This window comes from Psychrobacter sp. Ps6, assembly GCF_022129235.1.
Lineage (GTDB): Bacteria > Pseudomonadota > Gammaproteobacteria > Pseudomonadales > Moraxellaceae > Psychrobacter.
Map to the genome: position 1 here is coordinate 61,223 of NZ_JADQAI010000011.1, position 22,473 is coordinate 83,695.

The 22,473-nt window shown below is 43.8% G+C and carries 20 protein-coding genes; 10 read left to right on the forward strand and 10 right to left on the reverse strand.

Translation table 11 applies throughout. The annotated features are described in order from the left end of the window. Positions 1-158: 158 nt before the first annotated feature. The 3 genes from clpP (at position 159) to I3255_RS12055 (ending at position 3,613) form a co-directional block, all read left to right on the forward strand. A complete protein-coding gene (clpP, locus tag I3255_RS12045) occupies positions 159-785 on the forward strand; it encodes an ATP-dependent Clp endopeptidase proteolytic subunit ClpP (protein WP_269117322.1) in 627 nt (208 codons plus the stop codon). 194 nt (positions 786-979) lie between these two features. Continuing rightward, a complete protein-coding gene (gene clpX, locus I3255_RS12050) occupies positions 980-2,254 on the forward strand; it encodes an ATP-dependent protease ATP-binding subunit ClpX (protein ID WP_238039034.1) in 1,275 nt (424 codons plus the stop codon). Between the two features lie 342 nt (positions 2,255-2,596). Beyond that, on the forward strand, positions 2,597-3,613 hold the full coding sequence (locus I3255_RS12055) for an SDR family NAD(P)-dependent oxidoreductase (protein WP_269117320.1): 1,017 nt from the start codon (positions 2,597-2,599) through the stop codon (positions 3,611-3,613). 144 nt (positions 3,614-3,757) lie between these two features. Here I3255_RS12055 and I3255_RS12060 read toward each other — a convergent pair whose 3' ends face one another. From I3255_RS12060 to argS, 3 genes are all read right to left on the reverse strand, one after another. Further along, a complete protein-coding gene (locus tag I3255_RS12060) occupies positions 3,758-4,852 on the reverse strand; it encodes a PTS sugar transporter subunit IIC (RefSeq protein WP_238039035.1) in 1,095 nt (364 codons plus the stop codon). Between the two features lie 127 nt (positions 4,853-4,979). Beyond that, positions 4,980-5,792, reverse strand: a complete 813-nt coding sequence (locus I3255_RS12065; RefSeq protein ID WP_238039036.1) for an SPOR domain-containing protein — start codon at positions 5,790-5,792, stop codon at positions 4,980-4,982. Between the two features lie 87 nt (positions 5,793-5,879). Further along, positions 5,880-7,709, reverse strand: a complete 1,830-nt coding sequence (gene argS / locus I3255_RS12070; protein ID WP_238039037.1) for an arginine--tRNA ligase — start codon at positions 7,707-7,709, stop codon at positions 5,880-5,882. A 443-nt stretch (positions 7,710-8,152) separates the two neighbouring features. Between argS and I3255_RS12075 the strand changes: the two genes are divergently transcribed. Beyond that, positions 8,153-8,371, forward strand: a complete 219-nt coding sequence (locus tag I3255_RS12075; RefSeq protein WP_057761830.1) for a DUF2788 domain-containing protein — start codon at positions 8,153-8,155, stop codon at positions 8,369-8,371. A 35-nt stretch (positions 8,372-8,406) separates the two neighbouring features. Here the strand turns inward: I3255_RS12075 and I3255_RS12080 are convergent, their stop codons facing one another. Genes I3255_RS12080 through cmoA form a run of 3 tightly spaced genes read right to left on the reverse strand, consistent with a single transcriptional unit; the run spans position 8,407 to position 11,432 of the window. After that, on the reverse strand, positions 8,407-9,525 hold the full coding sequence (locus I3255_RS12080) for a DUF1176 domain-containing protein (protein ID WP_238039038.1): 1,119 nt from the start codon (positions 9,523-9,525) through the stop codon (positions 8,407-8,409). 33 nt (positions 9,526-9,558) lie between these two features. Further along, positions 9,559-10,593 carry a tRNA 5-methoxyuridine(34)/uridine 5-oxyacetic acid(34) synthase CmoB gene (cmoB, locus tag I3255_RS12085; protein WP_238039039.1) on the reverse strand — a complete coding sequence of 345 codons (1,035 nt, stop codon included), beginning with the start codon at positions 10,591-10,593 and terminating at the stop codon, positions 9,559-9,561. 50 nt (positions 10,594-10,643) lie between these two features. Beyond that, positions 10,644-11,432, reverse strand: a complete 789-nt coding sequence (gene cmoA / locus I3255_RS12090; protein ID WP_238039040.1) for a carboxy-S-adenosyl-L-methionine synthase CmoA — start codon at positions 11,430-11,432, stop codon at positions 10,644-10,646. A 224-nt stretch (positions 11,433-11,656) separates the two neighbouring features. Between cmoA and msrA the strand changes: the two genes are divergently transcribed. The 4 genes from msrA (at position 11,657) to I3255_RS12110 (ending at position 15,508) form a co-directional block, all read left to right on the forward strand. Further along, positions 11,657-12,178, forward strand: coding sequence for a peptide-methionine (S)-S-oxide reductase MsrA (msrA, locus tag I3255_RS12095; RefSeq protein WP_238039041.1), 522 nt, complete (start codon positions 11,657-11,659; stop codon positions 12,176-12,178). A gap of 191 nt (positions 12,179-12,369) precedes the next feature. Beyond that, positions 12,370-13,035 carry a thiopurine S-methyltransferase gene (tmpT, locus tag I3255_RS12100; RefSeq protein ID WP_238039042.1) on the forward strand — a complete coding sequence of 222 codons (666 nt, stop codon included), beginning with the start codon at positions 12,370-12,372 and terminating at the stop codon, positions 13,033-13,035. Between the two features lie 60 nt (positions 13,036-13,095). Further along, on the forward strand, positions 13,096-13,809 hold the full coding sequence (locus I3255_RS12105; protein ID WP_238039043.1) for a DUF1499 domain-containing protein: 714 nt from the start codon (positions 13,096-13,098) through the stop codon (positions 13,807-13,809). 238 nt (positions 13,810-14,047) lie between these two features. Next, positions 14,048-15,508 carry a lytic murein transglycosylase gene (locus I3255_RS12110; RefSeq protein ID WP_238039044.1) on the forward strand — a complete coding sequence of 487 codons (1,461 nt, stop codon included), beginning with the start codon at positions 14,048-14,050 and terminating at the stop codon, positions 15,506-15,508. A gap of 121 nt (positions 15,509-15,629) precedes the next feature. Here the strand turns inward: I3255_RS12110 and I3255_RS12115 are convergent, their stop codons facing one another. The 4 genes from I3255_RS12115 to I3255_RS12130 all read right to left on the reverse strand — a co-directional run bounded on the left by I3255_RS12115 (position 15,630) and on the right by I3255_RS12130 (position 19,214). Further along, a complete protein-coding gene (locus tag I3255_RS12115; protein WP_114701879.1) occupies positions 15,630-15,929 on the reverse strand; it encodes a hypothetical protein in 300 nt (99 codons plus the stop codon). A gap of 236 nt (positions 15,930-16,165) precedes the next feature. Then, the gene (locus I3255_RS12120) at positions 16,166-17,173 is read right to left on the reverse strand and encodes a DUF4062 domain-containing protein (protein ID WP_238039045.1); all 1,008 of its coding nucleotides are present in this window, start codon (positions 17,171-17,173) and stop codon (positions 16,166-16,168) included. Positions 17,174-17,338: 165 nt separating this feature from the next. Continuing rightward, positions 17,339-18,229, reverse strand: coding sequence for a glutamate racemase (murI, locus tag I3255_RS12125; protein WP_238039056.1), 891 nt, complete (start codon positions 18,227-18,229; stop codon positions 17,339-17,341). A gap of 265 nt (positions 18,230-18,494) precedes the next feature. Continuing rightward, positions 18,495-19,214, reverse strand: a complete 720-nt coding sequence (locus I3255_RS12130) for a DUF1285 domain-containing protein (RefSeq protein WP_238039046.1) — start codon at positions 19,212-19,214, stop codon at positions 18,495-18,497. A 478-nt stretch (positions 19,215-19,692) separates the two neighbouring features. Between I3255_RS12130 and I3255_RS12135 the strand changes: the two genes are divergently transcribed. Together I3255_RS12135 and I3255_RS12140 are read left to right on the forward strand one after the other, a co-directional pair. Next, positions 19,693-21,330 (forward strand): electron transfer flavoprotein-ubiquinone oxidoreductase, encoded by a 1,638-nt coding sequence (locus I3255_RS12135; RefSeq protein WP_201602800.1) that lies wholly within the window; start codon positions 19,693-19,695, stop codon positions 21,328-21,330. 880 nt (positions 21,331-22,210) lie between these two features. Continuing rightward, a complete protein-coding gene (locus tag I3255_RS12140) occupies positions 22,211-22,471 on the forward strand; it encodes a DUF4212 domain-containing protein (RefSeq protein WP_058024780.1) in 261 nt (86 codons plus the stop codon). The last annotated feature ends 2 nt before the right edge of the window (positions 22,472-22,473 follow it).

Consider the following 22,473-nt stretch of genomic DNA (forward strand, 5'->3'; position numbering starts at 1 on the left):
TGAATAATGAGCGTAGCCCCCCTATAAACTACCCATTAGCTCAAAACCTACTAGACAATAAAATTACTCAAGCTATTTTTACTTTATACCTTTATTGATAGGACTTTTCTATGACAGATTATGAACGTATCACTGCTAACCCACATTTTGATATGCTGATGAGTGCACACAAAGAAGTACAAACCACACAAGCGGCATTAGTACCAATGGTCGTTGAGCAGTCTTCACGTGGTGAACGCTCGTTTGATATTTTTTCACGCCTATTGCGTGAGCGCGTTATCTTTTTGACCGGTCAAGTCGAAGACCATATGGCCAATCTAATCGTCGCGCAGTTGCTATTTTTAGAAGCTGAAAACCCAGATAAAGACATTCATTTGTATATCAATTCACCAGGCGGCTCAGTAAGCGCAGGTTTGGCGATCTTTGATACCATGAATTTCATCAAGCCGGAAGTATCAACCATCTGTATGGGCGGTGCTTATAGCATGGGCTCATTCTTGTTGGCCGCGGGTCAAAAAGGCAAGCGCTACTCACTCGCCAATGCTCGCGTGATGATTCACCAGCCATCAGGCGGTGCGCAAGGTCAAGCGACGGACATCGAGATCAATGCCCGTGAAATTCTAAAAACTCGCGCACGCTTGAACCAGATCCTATCTGAGCGTACTGGTCAGCCACTCGAAAAAATTGAAAAAGATGTTGAGCGCGATTTTTGGTTAGATGCACAGGAAGCCAAAGAATACGGTTTGGTTGACGAAGTATTAGAGCGCCGCCCTGATTCTTTATAATCAAAGCATAAGCGCTATGTCTCTCAATTGAGAGTGTCATCATAAGAATATTTATAGTCTATTTGCAGTACAGCAAAGCAACCTATTTGTCATAGCTGACTTATCAAATGTTGAAAGAGATAAGCATTCAATCGATAAAATGATCGATATGCCGCAAATAGACTAACCAGTTTTAAACTTTAGGAGCGCCTTTTATGGCAGAAGATAATACCCCGCATTGCTCGTTTTGCGGTAAAGCCAAAAGCGATGTCCAGCAGCTGATCGCCGCTGACGATGCCAACATCTGTAATGAATGTATCGAGTTATGTACTGATCTAATCGCAGATAGCGCAGAGTACAGCGATGACGACAGCGAAATAGATACTTCTTGGGTCAATAAAAAACTCCCAACGCCAAAAGAGCTACGTGCCAAGCTTGATGAGTACGTTATCGGTCAGGACGCTGCCAAGAAAGCCTTGTCTGTCGCTGTCTACAACCATTACAAACGTCTAAAAGTTAGCCAAACACTCGCCAATGACAGCAAAAAAGCCAAAATCGGCGCTGATGATGCCATGGTAGAATTGGCAAAAAGTAACATCTTGCTGATCGGTCCGACTGGTTCTGGTAAGACATTGCTAGCACAAACTTTGGCTCGCCTACTTGACGTGCCGTTTGCGATGGCTGATGCCACCACTTTGACCGAAGCAGGTTATGTCGGTGAAGACGTTGAGAACATCGTACAAAAGCTACTACAAGCGTCTGATTATGATGTGGCCAAAGCTGAGCAAGGTATCATCTATATTGATGAAATCGACAAAATCAGCAAAAAAGGCGACAATCCATCGATTACCCGTGATGTATCGGGTGAAGGCGTACAACAAGCGTTGCTAAAGCTTATCGAAGGTACGGTTGCTGCGATTCCACCGCACGGCGGGCGTAAGCACCCACAGCAAGAGCTGATCCAAGTCGATACCAGCAACATTCTAATTATCGTTGGTGGTGCGTTTGCTGGACTGGATAAAGTCATTCAGCAACGTACAGAAAAAGGCGGTATCGGTTTTAACGCTGATGTTAGCTCAAAAGACGACAGCCGTCGTAGCTCAGACTTGCTACAAGAAGTTGAGCCAGAAGATTTGATCAAATTTGGTTTGATTCCTGAGCTGATCGGTCGTCTACCTGTACTTGCTGCGCTAAAAGAGCTTGATGAAGAAGCCTTAGTCCAAATCCTGACCGAACCTAAGAACGCACTGGTCAAACAGTACAAGTATTTGTTCGATATGGAAGGTGCTGAGATTAGCTTTACGCAAGAAGCACTTGATGCCATTGCCAAAAAAGCCATGGAGCGTAAAACTGGCGCGCGCGGTCTACGTTCTATCGTAGAAAACGCCTTGCTTGAGACCATGTACGAGCTGCCTTCTATGGAAAATGCCAAGACCGTTATGGTTGATGCAGAAGTCATCAACGAAGGTAAAATCCCTAAAATTGCTTAATGCATAATGAGACTTAGATGACTCGTTATTAGTAATAAGTTATTTGAAAAAGCGTCTGGCTTTATAAGCCATGGCGCTTTTTTTATGTCTATGGATTGCCTAAATTATTTATCAAAAATTCGATTAATTTTTATATTCTAATAGCACTTAACAGCATAGAGCTCTAGAAATAATTGACGCTCCTTATCACAAAATGACAGTAGCGTTTATCAATCGCAAGTAGACCTCATGATTAATCATGCTAATGTAGATAGTCTATTGCGACCTTTATTCTACTGCTGTATGCCACCGTCTATGGCACCAATGAATACCCACTCTTAATAATACAAAGGATTGTTTATTATGCTTAACAATATAACCACGATGGCGTCCTCATTACGTCAGCACCTGCCCTTTTATACACCCAGCGATCAAGATAATGATATTGCACCTTATTACCAAAATCATGTCGCCGCTATCACTGGCGCAGGTTCTGGTATGGGACGCGAGCTTGCGCTTCATTTAGCTAAAATGGGCTGTCATCTGGCGCTATCAGATATTAATGCAGAGCAACTGGCACGAACCAAAGAGATGCTGGTTGGTTATGATGTTAAGGTCACCTTGACTGTACTTGATGTCTCAGACAATCAAGCCATGCAAGCGTGGGCGGATAGCGTGATGAGCGATCATGGTAAAGTCAATTTCATCTTTAACAATGCAGGCGTGGCCTTCTCTTCGACGATAGAGGGCGCTAGTATTGAAGAGCTTGAATGGGTGATGGATATCAATTTTTGGGGCGTGGTTTATGGCACCAAAGCGTTTTTGCCATTGATCAAAAATAGCGTCAAACAAAGCGAAGTGGCGAGTGATAATCAAGACGATCAACCCCGCCAATTTAAAGAACATGGTCATGTTATCAATATATCCAGCCTGTTTGGTTTGACCGCTCAACCTTCTTACTCTGCTTATAATGCCAGTAAGTTTGCGGTACGCGGCTTCACAGAGAGCTTGCGTCAAGAGCTTAACATTCAGAAATGCGGTGTATCAGCGACCTGTATCCATCCAGGCGGTATCAAAACCAATATTGCCAATAGCGCACGTGGCAATGATAGTACCAGTACAGTCGGTATGCCTACTGGTGACAAAGCCATTAGAAGCTTCAATAAACTGTTAAAATTCGATGCCAGCGAAGCAGCTTGGATTATTTTACATGCCGCTGCGACCAATCAGCAGCGTTGCTTAATTGGAAATGATGCCAAAATGGTTGATGCCATTCAGCGGGTATTCCCATCACATTATAGTGAGGTGATAAACGACATCACTCAGTTATCGCGCAAACTAAAACCCCGTCGTCATAAAAAATCAAAGTCAGCCACATAACTGATCACTATCATAAATACTTTGTAGTATCAGCCAGAACAGATAATTCATGTAAAAAAGCCCAGCTATGAGCGTAGCTGGGCTTTTTTAACAAATAATATTGATAAGGCCGTTAATAGTTCTTTTAAAATTGAAGTCGAGCTATTAAGGCAGTTTCATATCACCAGCAACTAGCCAGCCCATACGGCGCATAACATAAGCGACTATACCGGCAATCACCGCAGGTAATACAAACATTAAAAGTATAATCGCTGTCCATAATTGACCAGTACTCATAATTTCTTGTGATGCTTCAATAACGCCGAACACACCAACCAGTCCAGCGGTACCCATGCCCGCTCCTGTTGCTGTACAAGCCAGCCCAAATCCGACAGTCGCAATAGGGCCAACGATCGCGCTCGCAATAACGGCAGGTAGTAGAACTAATGGCTTTTTTAGCACATTAGGGATTTGCAGCATGCTGGTGCCCAAGCCCTGAGAGATGACACCACTGAATCCATTATCTTTAAAACTGGCCACAGCAAAACCAATCATATGCGCCGCACAGCCAACAACTGCAGCACCACCCGCCAAACCACCAAGGCCAATCGCAATACAAATAGCAGCGCTCGATGTTGGTAGCGTCAATAAGATACCAACGACGACTGCAATCACGATACCCATCAGCAATGGCTGTAGCTCAGTCGCCGCGTGAATCCCTTGCCCAATCGCATTAACTGCCGCAACAACAGGTGGATTGAGTAGCGCACAGACCAATAGAGCAACGCCGCACACCAATAACGGCACCAAAAGAATATCAAGCTTGGTTTTGCCAGCGACCCACGTACCGGCGCGATAGGCAAACACAGACGTCAAATAAGCACCAATTGGATTGCCTGGCAGTGCTACAAAGGTCGCAGGGCCACCCACTTGTGGCGTAAATAACGTCCCTGCCATCAATGCTTCAGAATGCGCACCCAACATACCTGCCACTAGGCAGCTAAGCATCACGAGTGTTGGCGCTTTGAGATAGTAAGCGATACCTACCCCGATACCAGCACCCATCAATATCGAGGCAAGTTTCCCGACCGCGACCAATGCTGGCAAATCTAACCAGCCACCGATTTGCGAGATAATCAAGCCAGCAATTAGTGTGACAAATAGCCCTAAAGCCATACCAGTAAAAGCATCGATAAAGTATTTTTGAAAGAATGCTTTGATAACGCCTGCTTGCGGTGTTACTGAGGGAGATGCTGTCATAACCATACTCTTTATGAATATTTTGATTAAGGGGAAAAGACAATAGCGCGCTTGATAAAATAAAGAGATAAAAAAAGCGTCATGACGACGCTTTTTCAATAAATACAATTACTGTAAACAACTTAACTTAGCGACGCTGTTCAACGATAATAGAGTCAATACCATTGTTCTGTAAGCGCTGCTGTGCTGTTGTCACTGCCTGACGGTTATTAAGTGGACGCGAGATTACCTGATAGATAGGTAGGCCATTGCCTGTCGTGTTTTTGACTACTCTGGCATCAACACCCGCCATCAGCACTTGCGCTCGGCGACGATCTGCTTCATCAGCATCACTAAAGCTATTGATCTGCAAAATATAGGTCGCAGCAGGTTTGGCAGCTTGAATACTTGCCGTACCTGCTCCCGCATTGTTGCTACGGGTCGTAGAATTACTTGTGTTAGCCGGTGGCGTGCCATCATAAGTTGCGTCCTCTTCAACAACAACGATATCGTCGCCCGCAGCAGTATTACTACCGCCACTGGTCTCGCCTGCAGGATTTTCCGCATCACCAAAGCTACCAGCATTATCTATACCATTAGCTGCCGTACCATCCGGCTGGGTCACGACGACATCCGGCTCAAACGCCCCCATATCTCCTATCTGATCGTTATCAATCTCAGCGATATCTTCATCAGGAATGGTTGCCATCTCTTGATTGGGCAAAATATCGTAGAATTCATAATCGCCATTATCGGTATCAGTATCTACGCGCGGCTGCACCTGCCGATCAGGATCGTTCTCGGCGCTACCATCAGCGGGACTAAAGTTAAATAATGGTGAAAGGTAGATAAATACCCCGATCATAAGGGTCAATACGGCCCCAACAAACATCCACAATAAGCCCGATACGCTACTTGATTTGCGCTTTTCTGTTGCGCCTTTCGGTTTTTTGGCTAGCATGGATCTCGTTCTCCCTACTGAATTTAACGGACATCATCGAATTAATGCTATTGGCTATCTATACTCATGTCGCATGTTAGACAATGACTACATAGCAGAAGGTGCTGACAAGCCAAGCAGGCCAAGGCCGTTCGCCAATACCTGTCTAACTGCTTTGGACAAACGCAAACGTGCTTGCATCAATGCCATCTCATCTGAGCTTGGTGTTTCACCTGATGTGAGACTCACAGGCAAAATGCGATTGGTGTCATACCAGCCATGGAACAGCGCAGCAAGCTCTTTTAAGTAGTTAGTCAAAACATGTGGCTCGTAGCCGGTCGCTGCACGTAATAGTGTCGCTGGATAACCTGCTAATAGTTTAATCAACTCGTCTTCATTGGGCGCGCTAAGCAGGTCTTGATGTGCCAAACCAACAGCATCATCTACTGCCAAATCATAAGTTGCCAGTTTTTCTAATACACGGCAGACGCGCGCATGCGCATACTGAATATAATACACTTGATTGTCTTTACTTTGTGATTTGGCAAGCTCTAAGTCAAAGTCAATGTGCACTTCAGGCTTACGGGCGACGTAGTAAAAACGCGCCGCATCATTGCCGACTTCTGCACGCAAGTCACGCAAGGTAACGAACTGACCTGAGCGTGAAGACATCTGTACTTTTTCACTGCCGCGCCACAACGCGACAAATTGTACGAGCACGACATCAAGACGTTCAGCATCAATACCCAACGCGAGCAGCGCCGCTTTTACGCGTGGCACATAACCGTGGTGGTCAGCGCCCCACACGTTAATCACTTTATCAAAACCGCGATCGAACTTGTTTTTATGATAAGCAATATCCGAGGCAAAATACGTCGACTGACCATTAGCACGGCGTACAACACGGTCTTTTTCATCACCGAAATCGGTCGATTTAAACCAGATATTACCGTCTTTTTCGTATAGGTAACCTTTGTCATCAAGTATTTGTAGGACAGGCTCAATCTCGCTATCAATCGATCTTTCGCTGAACCAGCACTCGTAGCTCACACCGAAGTCATTCAAATCGTCTTTGATATCCGCCAAAATACTGCTCAATGCCGCATTCAAAAATAGCGCGTAGCTATCACCAAGCAACGCTTTGCTATTCGCAATCAAGCCATCAATATGCGCTTCTTTATCACCAGACACTAAGGTTTTTTCGCCGTCAGCATTAATCTCAAACTGAGCGTCAACTGGCGCATCCTTGGCAACGTCTGCAAAACCATGTACGTAGCTATCGCTATGTTGCGTTTTTAATGTCTGCGCGATATCACTGACATAATCGCCTTGGTAGCCGTTGACTGGGAACGTTACTTGCTCACCATTTAGCTCTAGATAACGCAAATAGGTACTGGTCGCTAAGATGTCCATTTGGCGACCAGCGTCATTGACATAATACTCGCGAGTGACGTCGTAACCGATGGCTTCTAGTAAGTTTGATACGCTCATACCAAACGCCGCACCGCGCCCATGACCGACATGCAGACTTGAGGTCGGATTGGCAGAAACGAATTCAACTTGGACTTTTTGACCGTCAAACTGATTGCTCAAGCCAAAGCGATCTTGCAAGGTAAAGATATCGTCTAATACCGAAAACTTAGCCTCTGAGTTTAAAAATACGTTAATAAACCCAGGACCGGCGATTTCTACTTGGCGAATGTCTTGATTCTCAGGCAGCGCGCTGACGATTTTTTCAGCGAGTTGACGCGGATTGGCTTTGGCCGCTTTGGCAGCCGTCAGTGCGATATTGCTAGCAAAATCACCGTGGCTTAAATCTTTAGTACGCGTGATTTGACTGTTATTCTGCCAGTCGCTTGGTAGCGTACCATCTGCTTGTAGGGTTTGAATGGCATCATTAAATAGGGATGCAAGCGTATCAATTTGGGCTTGTGACATAGGGATTTGAACTCAATTAAATAAACAACAAAAACGGTGCGAATGCGAGCAGTCGATAACTGCTTATTATAATGTCGACCGACATTGCAGGGATAAAATAATGCAAAAAGATAAGTAATCTGTAAATATAACAATCTTTGCGCTTTATTGCACCATTTGCGCCAAAATTAGCACTAAAATCTTACCGTTATGACAACTAAGATTGATAATTGGGATTAATATAAATTTTGTTCGCTCGTTTGCTGATGCTTAGTAAAATAAATCTGGTACAAATAATATCGCATTGATAAGCGAATGACTTTGTCAATTGTAGCGTTCCTGTTGCCCGATACTGAGCAGTCGTTTATACGCAACTGCTTACACGTTATAATGATGGTTTATATTGCGATTCTATGACGCTTTTACACCATAGAAGATGCGCTATTACCCTATAGGATTACGCTATGTTTGCTATTGCTGCCAGTACGGTCACCAGTTGGGGCTTGTACGTCTTACTGCCGATATTCATCGCTTTCTTATTCTTTATCATGTGGGATATCTCTAAAAAGTCTGATGCTGGGCGCGCGGGTACCTTTTGGATCTTTTTGGCCCTTGGCGCAGGCTCTGTTGGCTTTATCCTTAAGATAGTCATGGAAGTCGCTTTCAAAAAATGGCTGATATAATCAGCCATTTTTCCTCATTAAGCCCAAAATATTTCTTATTGAGCCTTACCATTACTGTCTATGACTTTACTCACATAGGTGGGTAGATCCCATGCCCCACCAGCAAAACCGCGACACAATCCTGTGCTCGCCTCTGCGCTCTTAACGAACGTTTTACCATTCCACGTCCATGTCGCACTATTCCAGCAATCACCGATGCCGCGGTCTTTGTTAGCGGCACGGATATCACCTGCATCATACTCATTACCTGCTGTCGTGACGAGCATAGGATTGCTCGGCTTATCGTTATTAATGAGCCAATAACCCGTGCTTGAGTTGTAAGGGCCTGACCAGCACAGATGCGTGGCTAACGTATGCGCTTTATCTACTGGTATAAAGTCCCAGCCAAGCATAGTAGAACCATACTCTGACATCCGTTGGTATGTTTCCGTTTTTGGATTGACCAGCTCACAGTCACCCATCGTATTTCCAGATCCGATGAGCTGCTTGGAGTCAATGTCGACCCATTTATTTATATTTTGCTGAAAGTATTTAAGTTTTGATGGGGCAAGCGTCTTTTTATCTTTTGCCGAATACGCAAATGCTTTATTGATGGTGGGAATTGGCAATGCCGCTTTTGGCGTTTGTTGATTGCGCTGGGTTTTGCTGATCAATGCCATCGATGTCCCTACTCGGCCCTGCACATCATCGAGCTTGAGCAATACCGATGATATCCCTTTGTCGCTGATACGCCAGCGATTGTTACCCGCTCTGACTTCTATTTTGTTCGTGATACGAGCCTTATCGATAATTGCTTGTGTTTGCTTGGCAGATAGATCATATAATGCAGCGTCACTTTCAGCGGGCTGCAATGTCCCATAGTTTTTATTATTTAGCCAGAGCTCAGCCTTATCTTTGGACGCTTTTGATGCCAACTGAATTTGTGCCTCTGGCAGCGCTACTTTTGGCGATACGGTGAATAGCACTGAAGCAGGCTTATCTATTGAGGCGTCACTTGAGTAGCCAGCCACTCGGCAAGTACGCGTATTATCACAAACCACCTGCCAGTCGTCTTGTACAAAGCCCCAGCCTTCAGATGGTGTGCCATATCCAGCGAGAGCAGGTAGCGATAGCGAACCGATCGTAGCCATCATTAAAGCAGCTGACATTTTCATTATTACTTCCTTGTATTTTTATTCTACTCAACACTATTTTTTTGCAATCAAAGTTGCACGCATGGGAGCAGGATATCCTTCGACCGTCTTAGTTGAGTCATTAGGATCTAAGAAATCTGCTAACGAATGATAGGTCATCCATTCGGTTTTTCGTTGTTCCTCCGTCGAAGTGACTGCCACATCCACGCAGCGCACGTCTGAGAAACCTGTTTTTTCTAGCCAGCCTGTCAATGCAGCAACTGACGGTAAAAAATAGACATTATTCATCTGCGCATAGCGGTCATGCGGTACTAGGACTGTATTGGCATCACCTTCGATAACTAACGTCTCAAGCACCAGTTCACCGCCTTTAACCAATTGCCCGCGCAGCTGTTGTAAATGCTCAAACGGTGACTGGCGATGATAGAGCACACCCATGCTAAATACGGTGTCAAACAACTGACTATGCTCAGGCAATGCTTCAAGTGGCACAGGAATATAATGCGTACGATAGCGGCCCGTCTCATGAGCATCCGCGCTACCGATAAAATGACGAATCGCCATAAACTGATGGTAAAACAAACATGACGGATCAATAATAATAACGGTATCTGCTCCCGCGCCAGCCATCCGCCAACCATGATAGCCAGAGCCGCCGCCGACATCCAATACGCGGCGACCATCTAGCCTACTCAAATGCGGCGCAACACGTTGCCATTTCCAATCACTATGCCACTCAGTATCAATCTTAATACCTGATTCATCATCGCCAATCTGAAAAGGCCCTTTGCGCCATGGCATCAGCTGCTTTAATAACGCTGTCGTTTGTTTATGCTGAGACTGATTAAGACTCGCATCAATCGTCAATGTATCACTGTTGAGATCAACGTGATTGACCGTCAAATTTGGCAATCGTGCCACTGACGCTTGGTAAGCTGGAGCATGCGCGTAGTTGGCTTTATCCTTGATAGCATTTAACCATGTTGGTAATTGCTTAAGCCATTCGTAAGCACTCGGCTGCTGTTGTGCCAGCTCTAACAGGGTTAGATATAATTCACGTTCGGCGTTGATGATAGTGTCGTTGAGCATAAAGGCAAATTACCGTGTTGATTAAGAAATAACTGTGTTAAAAGTAAGGATTATTTAAACGCCACAATAGAGACAAAGTTTAAAAACTGAAACCACGTTAGATGACGCTTAAAGCCAACGTGATCAAGCCGTGCATGATGCTCATCTAACGTATCCGTAATCAGCACATTTTCTAACGCATTACGTTTACCGCTGATTTCCATTTCGGTATAGCCATTGGCACGTTTAAAATCATAATAACGCTCAACCAACCACGCATCGTATTGCTCATCAAAGGCATGGGTTTTTTCAGTTAATACCAGTATGCCGCCTTCGCTCAAAGCCGCATAAATCTTCTCTAATACTGCGACTCTATCGGCGGCTGGTAAAAACTGTAGCGTCAAGTTCAAAATCACCATGTCGCATGGCTCAAGCTCAACGTCGCGGATGTCTGCAGTAATGACTTCGATATCGTGTTTAGGGTAATTATCACTTAATAAAGTAGATGCCTCTGTGGTCATCGCAGGGGAGATATCAATCGCTTTGATTTGCAAATCTTGCGGGTCGAACTCGCCCGCCAGCGTCATACTTGCTGCGCCAAGCGAGCAGCCCAAGTCGTACACACGGCTGACACGTTGACCATTATCTCCTTGCTGACGATACTTGCAGTGACGACGGGCAAAGATAGGGAGCATAGCCAATACCTGACCATAACCGGGTACGCTACGACGAATCATATCGGGAAAACAAGCCACCACTTGCTCATCAAAAGAAAAACGCGCCGCTTTATCTAATGGCGTGGTAAACGGTTTATCAAAAAGGGTATCATGTTTGATAATGGCAGGCTGGGATTGGCTCATGGGACGACTCGTATTCTGTGATAATAGAACGTAAATAAGAAAGTATTTGGCAGTTTTGCTCGCGCTATTCATCGATAGCAAACCAACGTAGCAAAAGCCCATTATAACATTACTGTTTGTTACTTATCGCCACCAGATGCCCTGCTAAGCTAAACAACATTGTTTGATAGATAACACCTAGGCAAACAACGATGATTTTATATTTATAAAAATAGGAAAAAATTATGCAAACAATCGTATTAGGCGGTGGCTGCTTTTGGTGCACCGAATCCGTCTTTTTATCCGTAAAAGGCGTGCAGTCTGTCGTTTCAGGCTATATGGGCGGCGATGCGGTATCAGCCAACTATGAAGCCGTGTGTAGTGGTGACACTGGACACGTCGAAGTCATCAAAGTCGAATTTGATGAGACGACCGTCCCGTTAGAAGTCATCCTCGACGTGTTTTTTGCCACGCATGATCCCACCACGATGGATCGTCAAGGCAATGACGTTGGCAGTCAGTATCGCAGCGTGGTCTTTTATACCGAGGAAGATCAGAAGCCAACAGTTGACCGCACGATCAATAAACTGCGTGACATGGGCGTCAACGTCGTCACAGAAGTACATCCTGCCGTTGAGTTTTACCAAGCGGAAGATGCGCATCAAGACTTCTTTAACAGAAACCCAGGACAGGCTTATTGCAACTTTGCCATACCACCAAAACTTGCCAAATTGCGTAAAGAATTTAGCAATTACATGGTAAGCTAAATGATAGATGAAATAATGTATGATTCATTCAAAATACATTTAACGTGATGGTCGATACTAGCTAAATACTTAAGCCAAACACTTATCATATAGGTGTTTGGCTTTTTATTGCTGTTCACTATTTGAGTAACACTCATCAATATTTACAGTAAAAACCCTTCATATAAACAATCATAATGAGAGGTCACCGCATGAACCCTGAGTTTTGGCACAAACGTTGGCAAGAAAAACGCATTGGTTTTAATCAATCAGCTGTTAATCCATTATTAACTGAGTATATTGATCACTTAGATTTAGCAGCAGGTAGCCGCATCTTTGTTCCTCTTTGCGGCAAATCTATCGATATGGTTTGGCTCGCGGCACAAGGGTATGATGTGGTGGGCGTTGAGTTGGTTGAGACAGCGGTGCAAGAATTTTTCGCTGAACAAAATATCCAACCTATTGTCTCTCAGCATGCAGAAAACCCAGTTATCAAACGCTATCAAGGGCAGCTGGTAGACGGTGATGAGCAGCGAACTATTACACTTTGGGTCGTTGATATCTTTGCGCTAACATCTACAGATATTGGTATTATCGATGCGATATATGATAAAGCAGCGTTGATAGCCCTGCCAGCTGATATGCGTCCCGACTATAGCGAACAGATACGTAAAGTTAGCGACAATGCGCCACAATTGCTAATAACGCTTGATTATGATCAAAGCAAAAAAGAGGGGCCGCCGTTCTCTATCAATGGCGAACAGCTACAGCAATATTATGGCAGTCACTATCAGCTCTGTGAGCTAGCAAGTGAACCCGCCTCTATAGGATCTGCACCTGATCTAAAAGTGACAGAGCATATTTGGTTATTGAAATAAGCAATAAAGAATTGGTTTGCGCAGCGTTGAGTTAGTACTCAATCACAAGGGAAAAGTGAAATGAAAATATTCGTTGGTCTGATAAGTTTGATCGCTGTCTTACTGGTCGCACTCGCAGGGCCACTCTATAAGTTTGGCTTGATTGAGTTAGCGACTGCATTTACAGGATTTAAATTTGGGGTATTTGCTGGTATCGCGGCATTGATACTATTAGCTATACAGCTATTGTTTAAACGAAACACGGCGAGTATTGGTAGCGCGTTAATCTCGGCAGTGCTTGCGATCACTGCCATTGCCATACCACTCAGCATGATGAATACCGCCAAAAACGTACCGCCCATCCATGATATCTCGACCGACTTGGTGAACCCACCTGCATTTGTCGCTATTGCCCCACTACGCGCTGATGCACCTAATCCCGTCGCCTATGATGGTATCGAGACCGCAGAGCAACAGCGTATCGGCTATCCTGAATTACAAACATTGCGCTATGAGCAAACGCAGCCTGAATTGATTGCGGCAAGCACACAAGCCATTGAGAACTTGGGCTGGGAGCTGGTCAATATTGATGCTGATAAAGGTATTATTGAAGCGACGGACACCACTGCTTGGTTCGGCTTTAAAGACGATGTCGTCGTCCGTATCGTCGATAACGAGAATGAACGTTTAGTCGATATACGCAGTAAATCACGAGTTGGTGGCAGCGATTTGGGTAAAAATGCGGCGCGGGTTCATGGCTTTATAAAAGAGTTGGATAATGTGTTAGCTAAGTAGATAGGTTCTATTTGCTAGAAAAGCTCTGAAATTTAAATGCCTTCTAGCGCTTTGAACTTTTAGCTCAACAAAACCCTCTCCCAACCTCACGCCATCGTCAATTTATCGTAACCATTCATAATCTTAGTACTTCGACAGCTTTTCTTTACTGTTTAGATTGGTTACTCTACGTTAATATCGTTTTTTTACCTTTTGCTTTTTCTCTCAATAATCACTTTGATGTTTATAGGATATTTTCATGCGTTTGACTCCATTCTCTACTTTGTCGCTGCTTAGTGTTGCGGTCGGCATTAGTCTCGCTAGCACAGCTCAAGCTGCACAGCCACCAGCACCGGATCTATCCAATAGCGAATTTCAGCAATGTTTGGATGGTCTAAAAAACTCGAGCAAATTTAGCGATGTAAATAGCTATACTTTTAATAATTATCGTCCAAGCCAACCTGATCCAAGCGTCATTCAGTCGCTCAACTATCAGCCAGAGTTTCAAAAAGATGTCTGGGATTATCTCTCAGCGCTAGTAGACAAAGAGCGTGTCGAAGATGGTATCCGTGCCAAGCGTCAATGGCGCGACACCCTACGTCAAATCGAGTCGCGTTACGGGGTAAAAGCGGAGCATGTGCTTGGCGTATGGGGCGTAGAGTCTAACTTTGGTCAAACCTTAGGCAAAAAACCATTGTTTGAGTCTTTAGCGACGTTGTCTTGTTTTGATCGTCGTCAAAGCTATTTCCAAGGTGAATATGCCAATGCGTTAAAAATTGTGCAAAACGGCGATATCGCACCTAATGACATGACGGGATCATGGGCGGGTGCGTTTGGACAGACACAGTTTATGCCCAGTACCTTCTTAGAGCTAGCGGTAGATGGTGATGGTGATGGTCGTCGTGACCTCGTTAATAGCGTGCCTGATGCACTCGCCTCTACTGCAAATTTCTTGGACAAACGTGGTTATCGTACGGGTGAGCCTTGGGGTTATGAGGTCAAACTACCTGATGGATTTTGGGCCGCGTCTAACCGTAAAGACAAAAAGTCTATCAGCCACTGGCGTAATCAAGGTCTGACGCTGGCTAACGGCAGTCCGCTGCCTTATGACTTGAGTAGTGCAGGTTTATTGCTACCTGCTGGTGTCGATGGTCCTGCGTTTTTGGTCGGTAAAAACTTTGATACGTTCTACTCGTACAACGCATCAGAAAATTATGCCTTGGCTATCGCCCATTTATCAGATTTGATCACTCGTGAAGACAGTAGCAAAACGGACTTTATCACCGCTTGGCCAACAGATGATCCTGGTATCAGTCGCCAACAAGCAAAAGATATTCAGCAAGCTTTGCTAAATGCAGGGTACGATATTGGCGGTGTTGATGGCATCATTGGGGACAATACCCGTACCGCTATCCAGCAATACCAATCTAGTCGTGGTATTTTCCCAGCAGATGGACGCGCAGGCCAAAAGTTCTATCGTGCTATCGTTGGTAATGCAGCACCAAGTCCAGTCCAGTACGGTCAGCCAGCAAATAGCCGACCTTTGAACCCTGCGCCTGCCGATCGCATGGGACAACTGATTCAGCAGCAGACCACTACGCCTAATAGCTACACTTCTCAACCATCGGTAAGCCCTTCAACCTCTACCAATACGCGTTATCGCCGTGTTGCTAGTGCTGATGGTACGATCAAGCTAGTTCGCATTGACGAAGGGTCATAATAATGTACCGAATAGTCCTATCGTAAATCATTAAAAAAGCCACGCTATGATTAGCGTGGCTTTTTTATGTTTGATGCCCAGTGAAGGCCTTCACCTATCACATCGATATTTAAAGAAAGATTTAGACAATAGGTGGCGGATTTGGCTTACCGTTGTCACCGTCCCAGTTTTCACGAGCGTTATCGTCTAGATCAGCAGCCGTTTTTGGCTCCCACTTGCCATTTTCTTTCCAAGTCGCATCACCCCAGTCTTCATCTTCTGCTTTTCTATCCAAATCCTTATAAGCTTGGCTTGGATCAATGCCGCGGCGTTTCATATCTGCCACTTGTTCTTCTAGCGTATGAAATTGATCAGCGTCATGCATGCTTTTCTCTAGACCATCAAGCTCTCTTAATAACTCATCATTTTTAGCGTTACTCATTGTGTGCTCTCCTTAATCGGTCAATATTGTAGTACGTTTTATGCATTTTTAATTTTAATACAATTTTTTGTCTAAATAAGATCAGTATCTGATGGTTCTTATTATCACGAGTCTTGAGCGGATTCACAACCATTGCCGCGTATGCTTTGTATTACAAAACGTAGTCATGGTCACCGTGAGCATTTCTGCAGAGAATTTTTGATGATATTAAAGGGCGGCAGTCATGAGGGTTGATCTTATTCAGACGTTTGAGAATTCTCATTTTCTAATAGGTTTTTTGCATAAAACGTGAGCTTCCAAAGCTCTTGTGACAAACGCGTACCGTAGGTCGTCAATTGTATCCAGTTTGCGCTTACCAGCTGACGCTGTAAGTGATTGAGATCATCTTGAGAGACTTGGCAGCGTGAGACAGCGTGAACGTTTGGCATATCGTTTTTGATATCTATCTCAGCTTTTGGTGCGATCAGGCGATTAATAGCATTTTGTAGCCCATAGCTCGAAAATGTAGACGGTATTTTCACTAAAGCCGCTAATATTTCTTGCCAAGATAGCGTTATGTCTCTAGTGACATCTTTTAAGTTTCCACCTTCATAAGCTTGAGCACTGTACCGAACATCAAAAGTCTCTGTCAGTATGATCGGCTGGCTAACATTGTCAGCGCCAAAATCCTCATCAGTAGAACTTTCTCTATTGGCATTTATATTTTTATTCTTAGATAAGAGATCTGCAAACCTTTCAGCGACTGTTTGATTACTAAACTTAATCATCTCCTCGGTCGCTCTCACCCAGCCACCTGCCACTTTATGACTGCCTACTGTGTTGTAGTAGGCTTGTACGAGTAACGCTTCGATATCGTCCTCTGTATCATAGTAATATATTTGATTGTCTTGCTTAGATACTAGTTTGACAAGCTCTTGCAATTGGCGACTGATACCAGCCTCTTGATAGTGATTTTTGACTAAGATCAGTAGCGGCTTGAGTTTGGCTTTGGCATTCAAATAACTCAAATGCATTTGACTAACGCCTGTCTTTTGTACCGTTCCATAGCTGTCTCCAATGATCATCAACGCATAATCACAAGAATCGATGCATTGTCGACCATATAGTGAGGCTTTTGGCAGCTTACTGGAGACGTCATAAGTCAAAAACGCCCGTGCCTGAAAAAATATCGCTACGCTGTCCAACACCAATAATTGATCGTTGTCAGCACATATAACATGAATATGATAGCGGCGATGTGGCACGATTACCTCTGAGCTTAGGTTGCGACATAAAAGGGCATGAGATGAAATAGAGCACAAATATCTTTTTTGACGTAGCTGTTATTAATCTTACAAAAATGCATTTGATCTATTTTAATTAAATCCATCCTGCAGGAAAGGGATTAACGCAAATAACTTTACTAACAATTATTTAGGATAGTATTGCAATACCGTCTCTTTGCCAAGTAAACGCTCAATCAAAGCGCTTAGTCTATCACTATATTTGGTAGCATGGAAAGTTAATGGCAGTCTGATATCAACATTTGTCTTATTAATTGTACTCAAATCCTGAGTGCTTGTCTCATTATCAAGAGTGGCTGACATCTGATTTGCGACCAATAGCTGCTTGACTCGCTCAGCGATCGCTTGCCCAGAGTCAACCACCTGTATCGATAACTGCTGCTGTGCAATTTCGTCTAACAGAAACGATTTGAAAAATGGATAATGCGTACAGCCGAGCACTAACTGGTCAATACCTTCATTAGCAAATACCCGTAGCTGTTGGCGTAGACGCTGAGCCGTCTCATCTTCAACTGGCATGCCAGCCTCTACCCAAGGCACCAGTTGTGGATCAAAATACTTGGTAACCACTGTGCTATTAGGATTGGCAAAACTGGCAATGACATCATTGAGTAATGACCCATTTAAAGTGGCTTTGGTAGCCAATACCGCCACATGTCCACTTTTACTTGCCAGTACAGCGGGCTTTAAAGCAGGTACCAAGCCCACGATAGGTAATTGCGGATAACATTTTCTTGCTGTGTCCAAAGCATAAGCTGATGCGCTATTGCACGCGATAACGATGAGCTTGCAGCCCTGTTGGTATAACCATTCTACTGCTTTTAAAGTCAGCGCTTCGATATCTTCACTATCACGATTGCCATAAGGAACATTTAAGGTATCAGCGTAATATATATAGCGCTCATTAGGTAGTTGCTGGGCTAAATGTAAATAGATCGACAAGCCGCCAACGCCAGAGTCAAACAACCCAATGGGGCTACTACGACCTGTATTACTCGCGGCCGTATCGATAGCCATCGAATGGATACTTGCTTTATGAATGGCAGGATTTTTGAAAGCGTTACCATCCAAAACATTTGCTCGCATTGTCATCACTTTTATCATGTGATTTGCAGTAATAGCCATCTCTACGCTACCGCCATTTTTATATACATATTATCTTCACGCCGCTTATGTCTCTTATTATCCCACTAAATACCTTATAGCTTAGCCATATCGTAGCATCATTTAATAACTCATCAGCTCACATTATAACAATCAATAGCGTACTATTTGTTGTTACTTAATTGACTGGCATCGATAGTGAATAGGACTCACCGCCGCTTTGTAACGTCAGTATTGTCTCACCATTATGCTCTGTTAGCTCACCAATCTCTGTCAGATGATAAAAGGTATTGCGCCCAATCAGCGCCATCAAACCATTTCTGACAAGCATATAAGGGCGTACTTGTATTTGAGTCGCTGTGTCTAGAGTGTGCTCAGTACTGACAGCTTCATTTACCGTATCATCACTTTTAGGATTATACGCTTTTAATAGAATAGGATGCTCATTATCCAAGCGTACCACATCACCGGTCGTCGTCGTGAACTCCAACCAGCTCACGTCATCCTCCTGCACGATACCAACATCGTTAATCAACAGTGGTGCATCTTCTACTTGAATACGGATTTTTTGTACTGGGGTTTTCAAAAAGTATTCGATAACGCCATTATTTTCTTCTTTCCACAAAATAGTCGCAAATAAACTGACAAGTGACTCTCTGGTCATTTGCCCACCCTCATGCCACCACTCCCCATTTGCTTTGATAATTAAGTCCATATCAGCGATATTTTCAGGATGCCATTTTTCGAGTGGCGGTATTGCACGTCCTTCACGTGCCCCAGCTGTAGACTTAAGGTAGTGACTTAGCGCATCCATATTATTCAAACCAGAGCCCTTGCCCACTGGAGCTTCTAGGTCATCTTCACGACTGCTATTAGCATGATTATTGTCATTATTCATCGCTCAATCCTTTATTTAGTATTCAAAGTTTGGCAAATCTATTATTACTATAAATTTTTGTTTCAGGTATGATGAAACTTTATCGTCCAAATACCTTCATTGCCTTGATATAACCTTAACACCGTTGCTCATAAATGCGTATCGTGTTTGTAGGACTTTTCTTTTATAATGAGTAACGATTTTTTATTGAAATGGTCAAGTGGGTTTTGTATTGATGACACATTTTTATCGGGCAGCCATATGTCTGAGTGACGTTAGCACCGCAAGTCTATTATTCAGTTGTTAAGCTAATGATGCCCTGAGATAAGCCACTAAAAGTTTAGGAGTAGGTATGCAAGAGCAAGACAATCAAACGCCAGTTATTGATAGTAATACTGTGAACGCTGACGCACCAGTAGCAACAGAGACCGCAACGCTAGATAAAGCAGAACCAGTGGTAGAGCCTGTGGCAGCAGAACCTGAGATCGAACGTGAATCAATGGAATTTGATGTCATTATCGTTGGCGGCGGACCTGCAGGTCTCTCTGCGGCTATTCGCCTGCGCCAGCTCGCTATCGAAGCCGGTAACGATGAATTTATGGTGTGTGTGGTCGAAAAAGGCTCTGAGTTTGGTGCCCATACGTTGTCTGGCGCTGTCATCGAGCCACGTGCACTCAATGAGCTGATTCCAGATTGGAAAGAAAAAGGCGCGCCGCTCAACGTACCAGCGACCGAAGATCGTTTTTACTATCTAAACTCTGCTACTCGCTCAACCAAAGTACCTCATTCGTTGATTCCGGGGCCTATGCACAACGATGGTAACTATATCGTCTCATTGGGTAATGTCGTTCGTTGGTTGGCTGTGCAGGCAGAAGAGCTTGAAGTCATGATGTTCCCAGGTTTCCCTGCCGATGACATCTTATATAACGATGACGGTTCGGTCAGAGGTGTATTAACGGGTGATATGGGTGTGGCTGCTAATGGCGAAGCCAAGCCTAGCTTTGAGCCTGGTTACGAGCTGCTTGCCAAATACACTATTTTTGCCGAAGGTAGCCGTGGTCATTTGGGTAAGCGCTTAATCAGTCGTTTTGATCTAGATAAAGACTCTGATCCTCAGCATTATGGTATCGGTCTAAAAGAGCTGTGGGAAGTTGAGCCTGATAAGCATGAGCAAGGCGTTGTCATGCACGGTCTTGGCTGGCCGTTGACCGAAACTGGCTCGACTGGTGGCTGGTGGTTATATTTTGATGAAAACAACCAAGTAAGCTTTGGTCTTGTGGCCGATTTGTCTTACCACAACCCTTATGTCTCTCCATTTGATGAGATGCAACGTTTGAAGACGCATCCTGTCATCAAGAGTGTCCTAGAAGGCGGTAAGCGTATCTCTTACGGCGCACGTGCTTTGACCAAAGGTGGTCTAAACTCACTACCGAAGTTTACCTTCCCAGGTGGCGTATTAGTCGGTGATGATGCTGGATTTTTGAACCCAGCAAAAATCAAAGGCACACATACCTCGATGAAGTCAGGTATGCTCGCCGCCGAAGCGATCTTTGAGGCACTGCAAGCTGAGCGTCAGCATGACGAAGTCGTTGCTTATACCACTATGTACAAAGAATCATGGTTGTATCAAGACAATTACGAGTCGCGCAACTTCTCACCTGCGATTCACCGTATGGGTCTATTCATGGGCGGTGCTTTCACCTTTATCGAGCATAACTTGCTAAAAGGTAAAATGCCATTTACCTTGCATGACAATATCCCAGATTACGATCAGTTAGAGCGTGCCAACCATGCTTATCAACCGACCTATCTCAAGCCTGATGGTAAGTTGGTATTTGATAAATTGTCGTCGGTATTTATTTCTAATACCAACCATGCAGAAGATCAGCCAACGCACTTGAAGCTCACTGACCCAACAGTGCCTATCTCTATCAACTTACCGTTGTATGCTGAGCCTGCGCGTCTATACTGCCCAGCGGGTGTATATGAAGTAGTTAAAGATGCTGAAGGCGCTAAGTTTGTCATCAACGCTCAGAACTGTGTACATTGTAAGACCTGCGATATCAAAGACCCTTCGCAGAACATCACTTGGGTAACTCCAGAAGGTGGCGGCGGTCCTAACTATCCAAACATGTAAATCAGGATAACTCTGATTTAGCATAGTATATGTATCGCTATTAAAAATCATACTTCAATAAAAACGTCCTTTTTTCTAAGAGAAGGGCGTTTTTTTGTGCCTATCACAAGCAATCTTGTGCATCAGTACCGCTTAATCTGTCCAAGCATCACGATTGGTTTCAGACCCATCGACAAGTTTGCAAAGTTCCAAATAATGACGAAACTGAATAAATCGTGTGCACAATATAGATATAAAGCGACGTGCGACCATCACGTTTGATTATTGGTTCTCTATATTTATTTTTGAGATAAATAATCTTTGCAATTTGTTTTTTATAGAATATATTAAGTAATAATTCATCAGTATAAACTGGATATTTGTCGTATAATTTTAGTACCGCTCATATTCAACGCTATATTTACCGAACTGATTTTTAGTAGATATACTTCAGTCTATGCTTTGTTGGTTGTAACTATCGCTGTTGAATCGTGCTAAGATGAAATTCGAATGATTCTATGCTGGCCTCATAGCTACTAAAAAGGATGAGTCGGCCAATATAGATGAATCGGCATAAAGGTTTGAAGCGTTAAAGTATTAAGACTCTTGTCAGGAAGACGAGATTGTGAAAAAGACACCGGATAGTCCTACCCTTCTGTCTTCCTCAATGAACCCTGCTTTGCTATTTGATAGTTTTTATTTAAGGGATCAATGTAATGTCCACAATGATATTTATTTTTGCTAAATAATTGCTGATAAATAGATATGCGCCTGCGCATCTTCATTGTCACTATATAAAGTAGTATCTGTCTATTTTTTATCATGATGTTCATCGTAAAAAGTAGCCCAAGCTCTTCTTGTATGGTTGATATTTTTTAGGTAAGACAAAAGGAGTTGTCCTATGAAAGCTCATAACGATCCATCTGGATATTGGCGCGCCAATATTCGTCTGATTACAGGTAGTCTAATTATTTGGGCGCTATGCTCATATGGCTTTGCTATCTTGTTACGTCCATTATTAGCGGGCATCAAAATCGGTGGTACTGATTTAGGATTTTGGTTTGCGCAACAAGGCTCTATCGTAGTCTTTATTATTCTAATTTTCTTTTACGCTTGGCGTATGAATAAACTAGATAAACAATATGGCGTAGACGAGGAATAGAT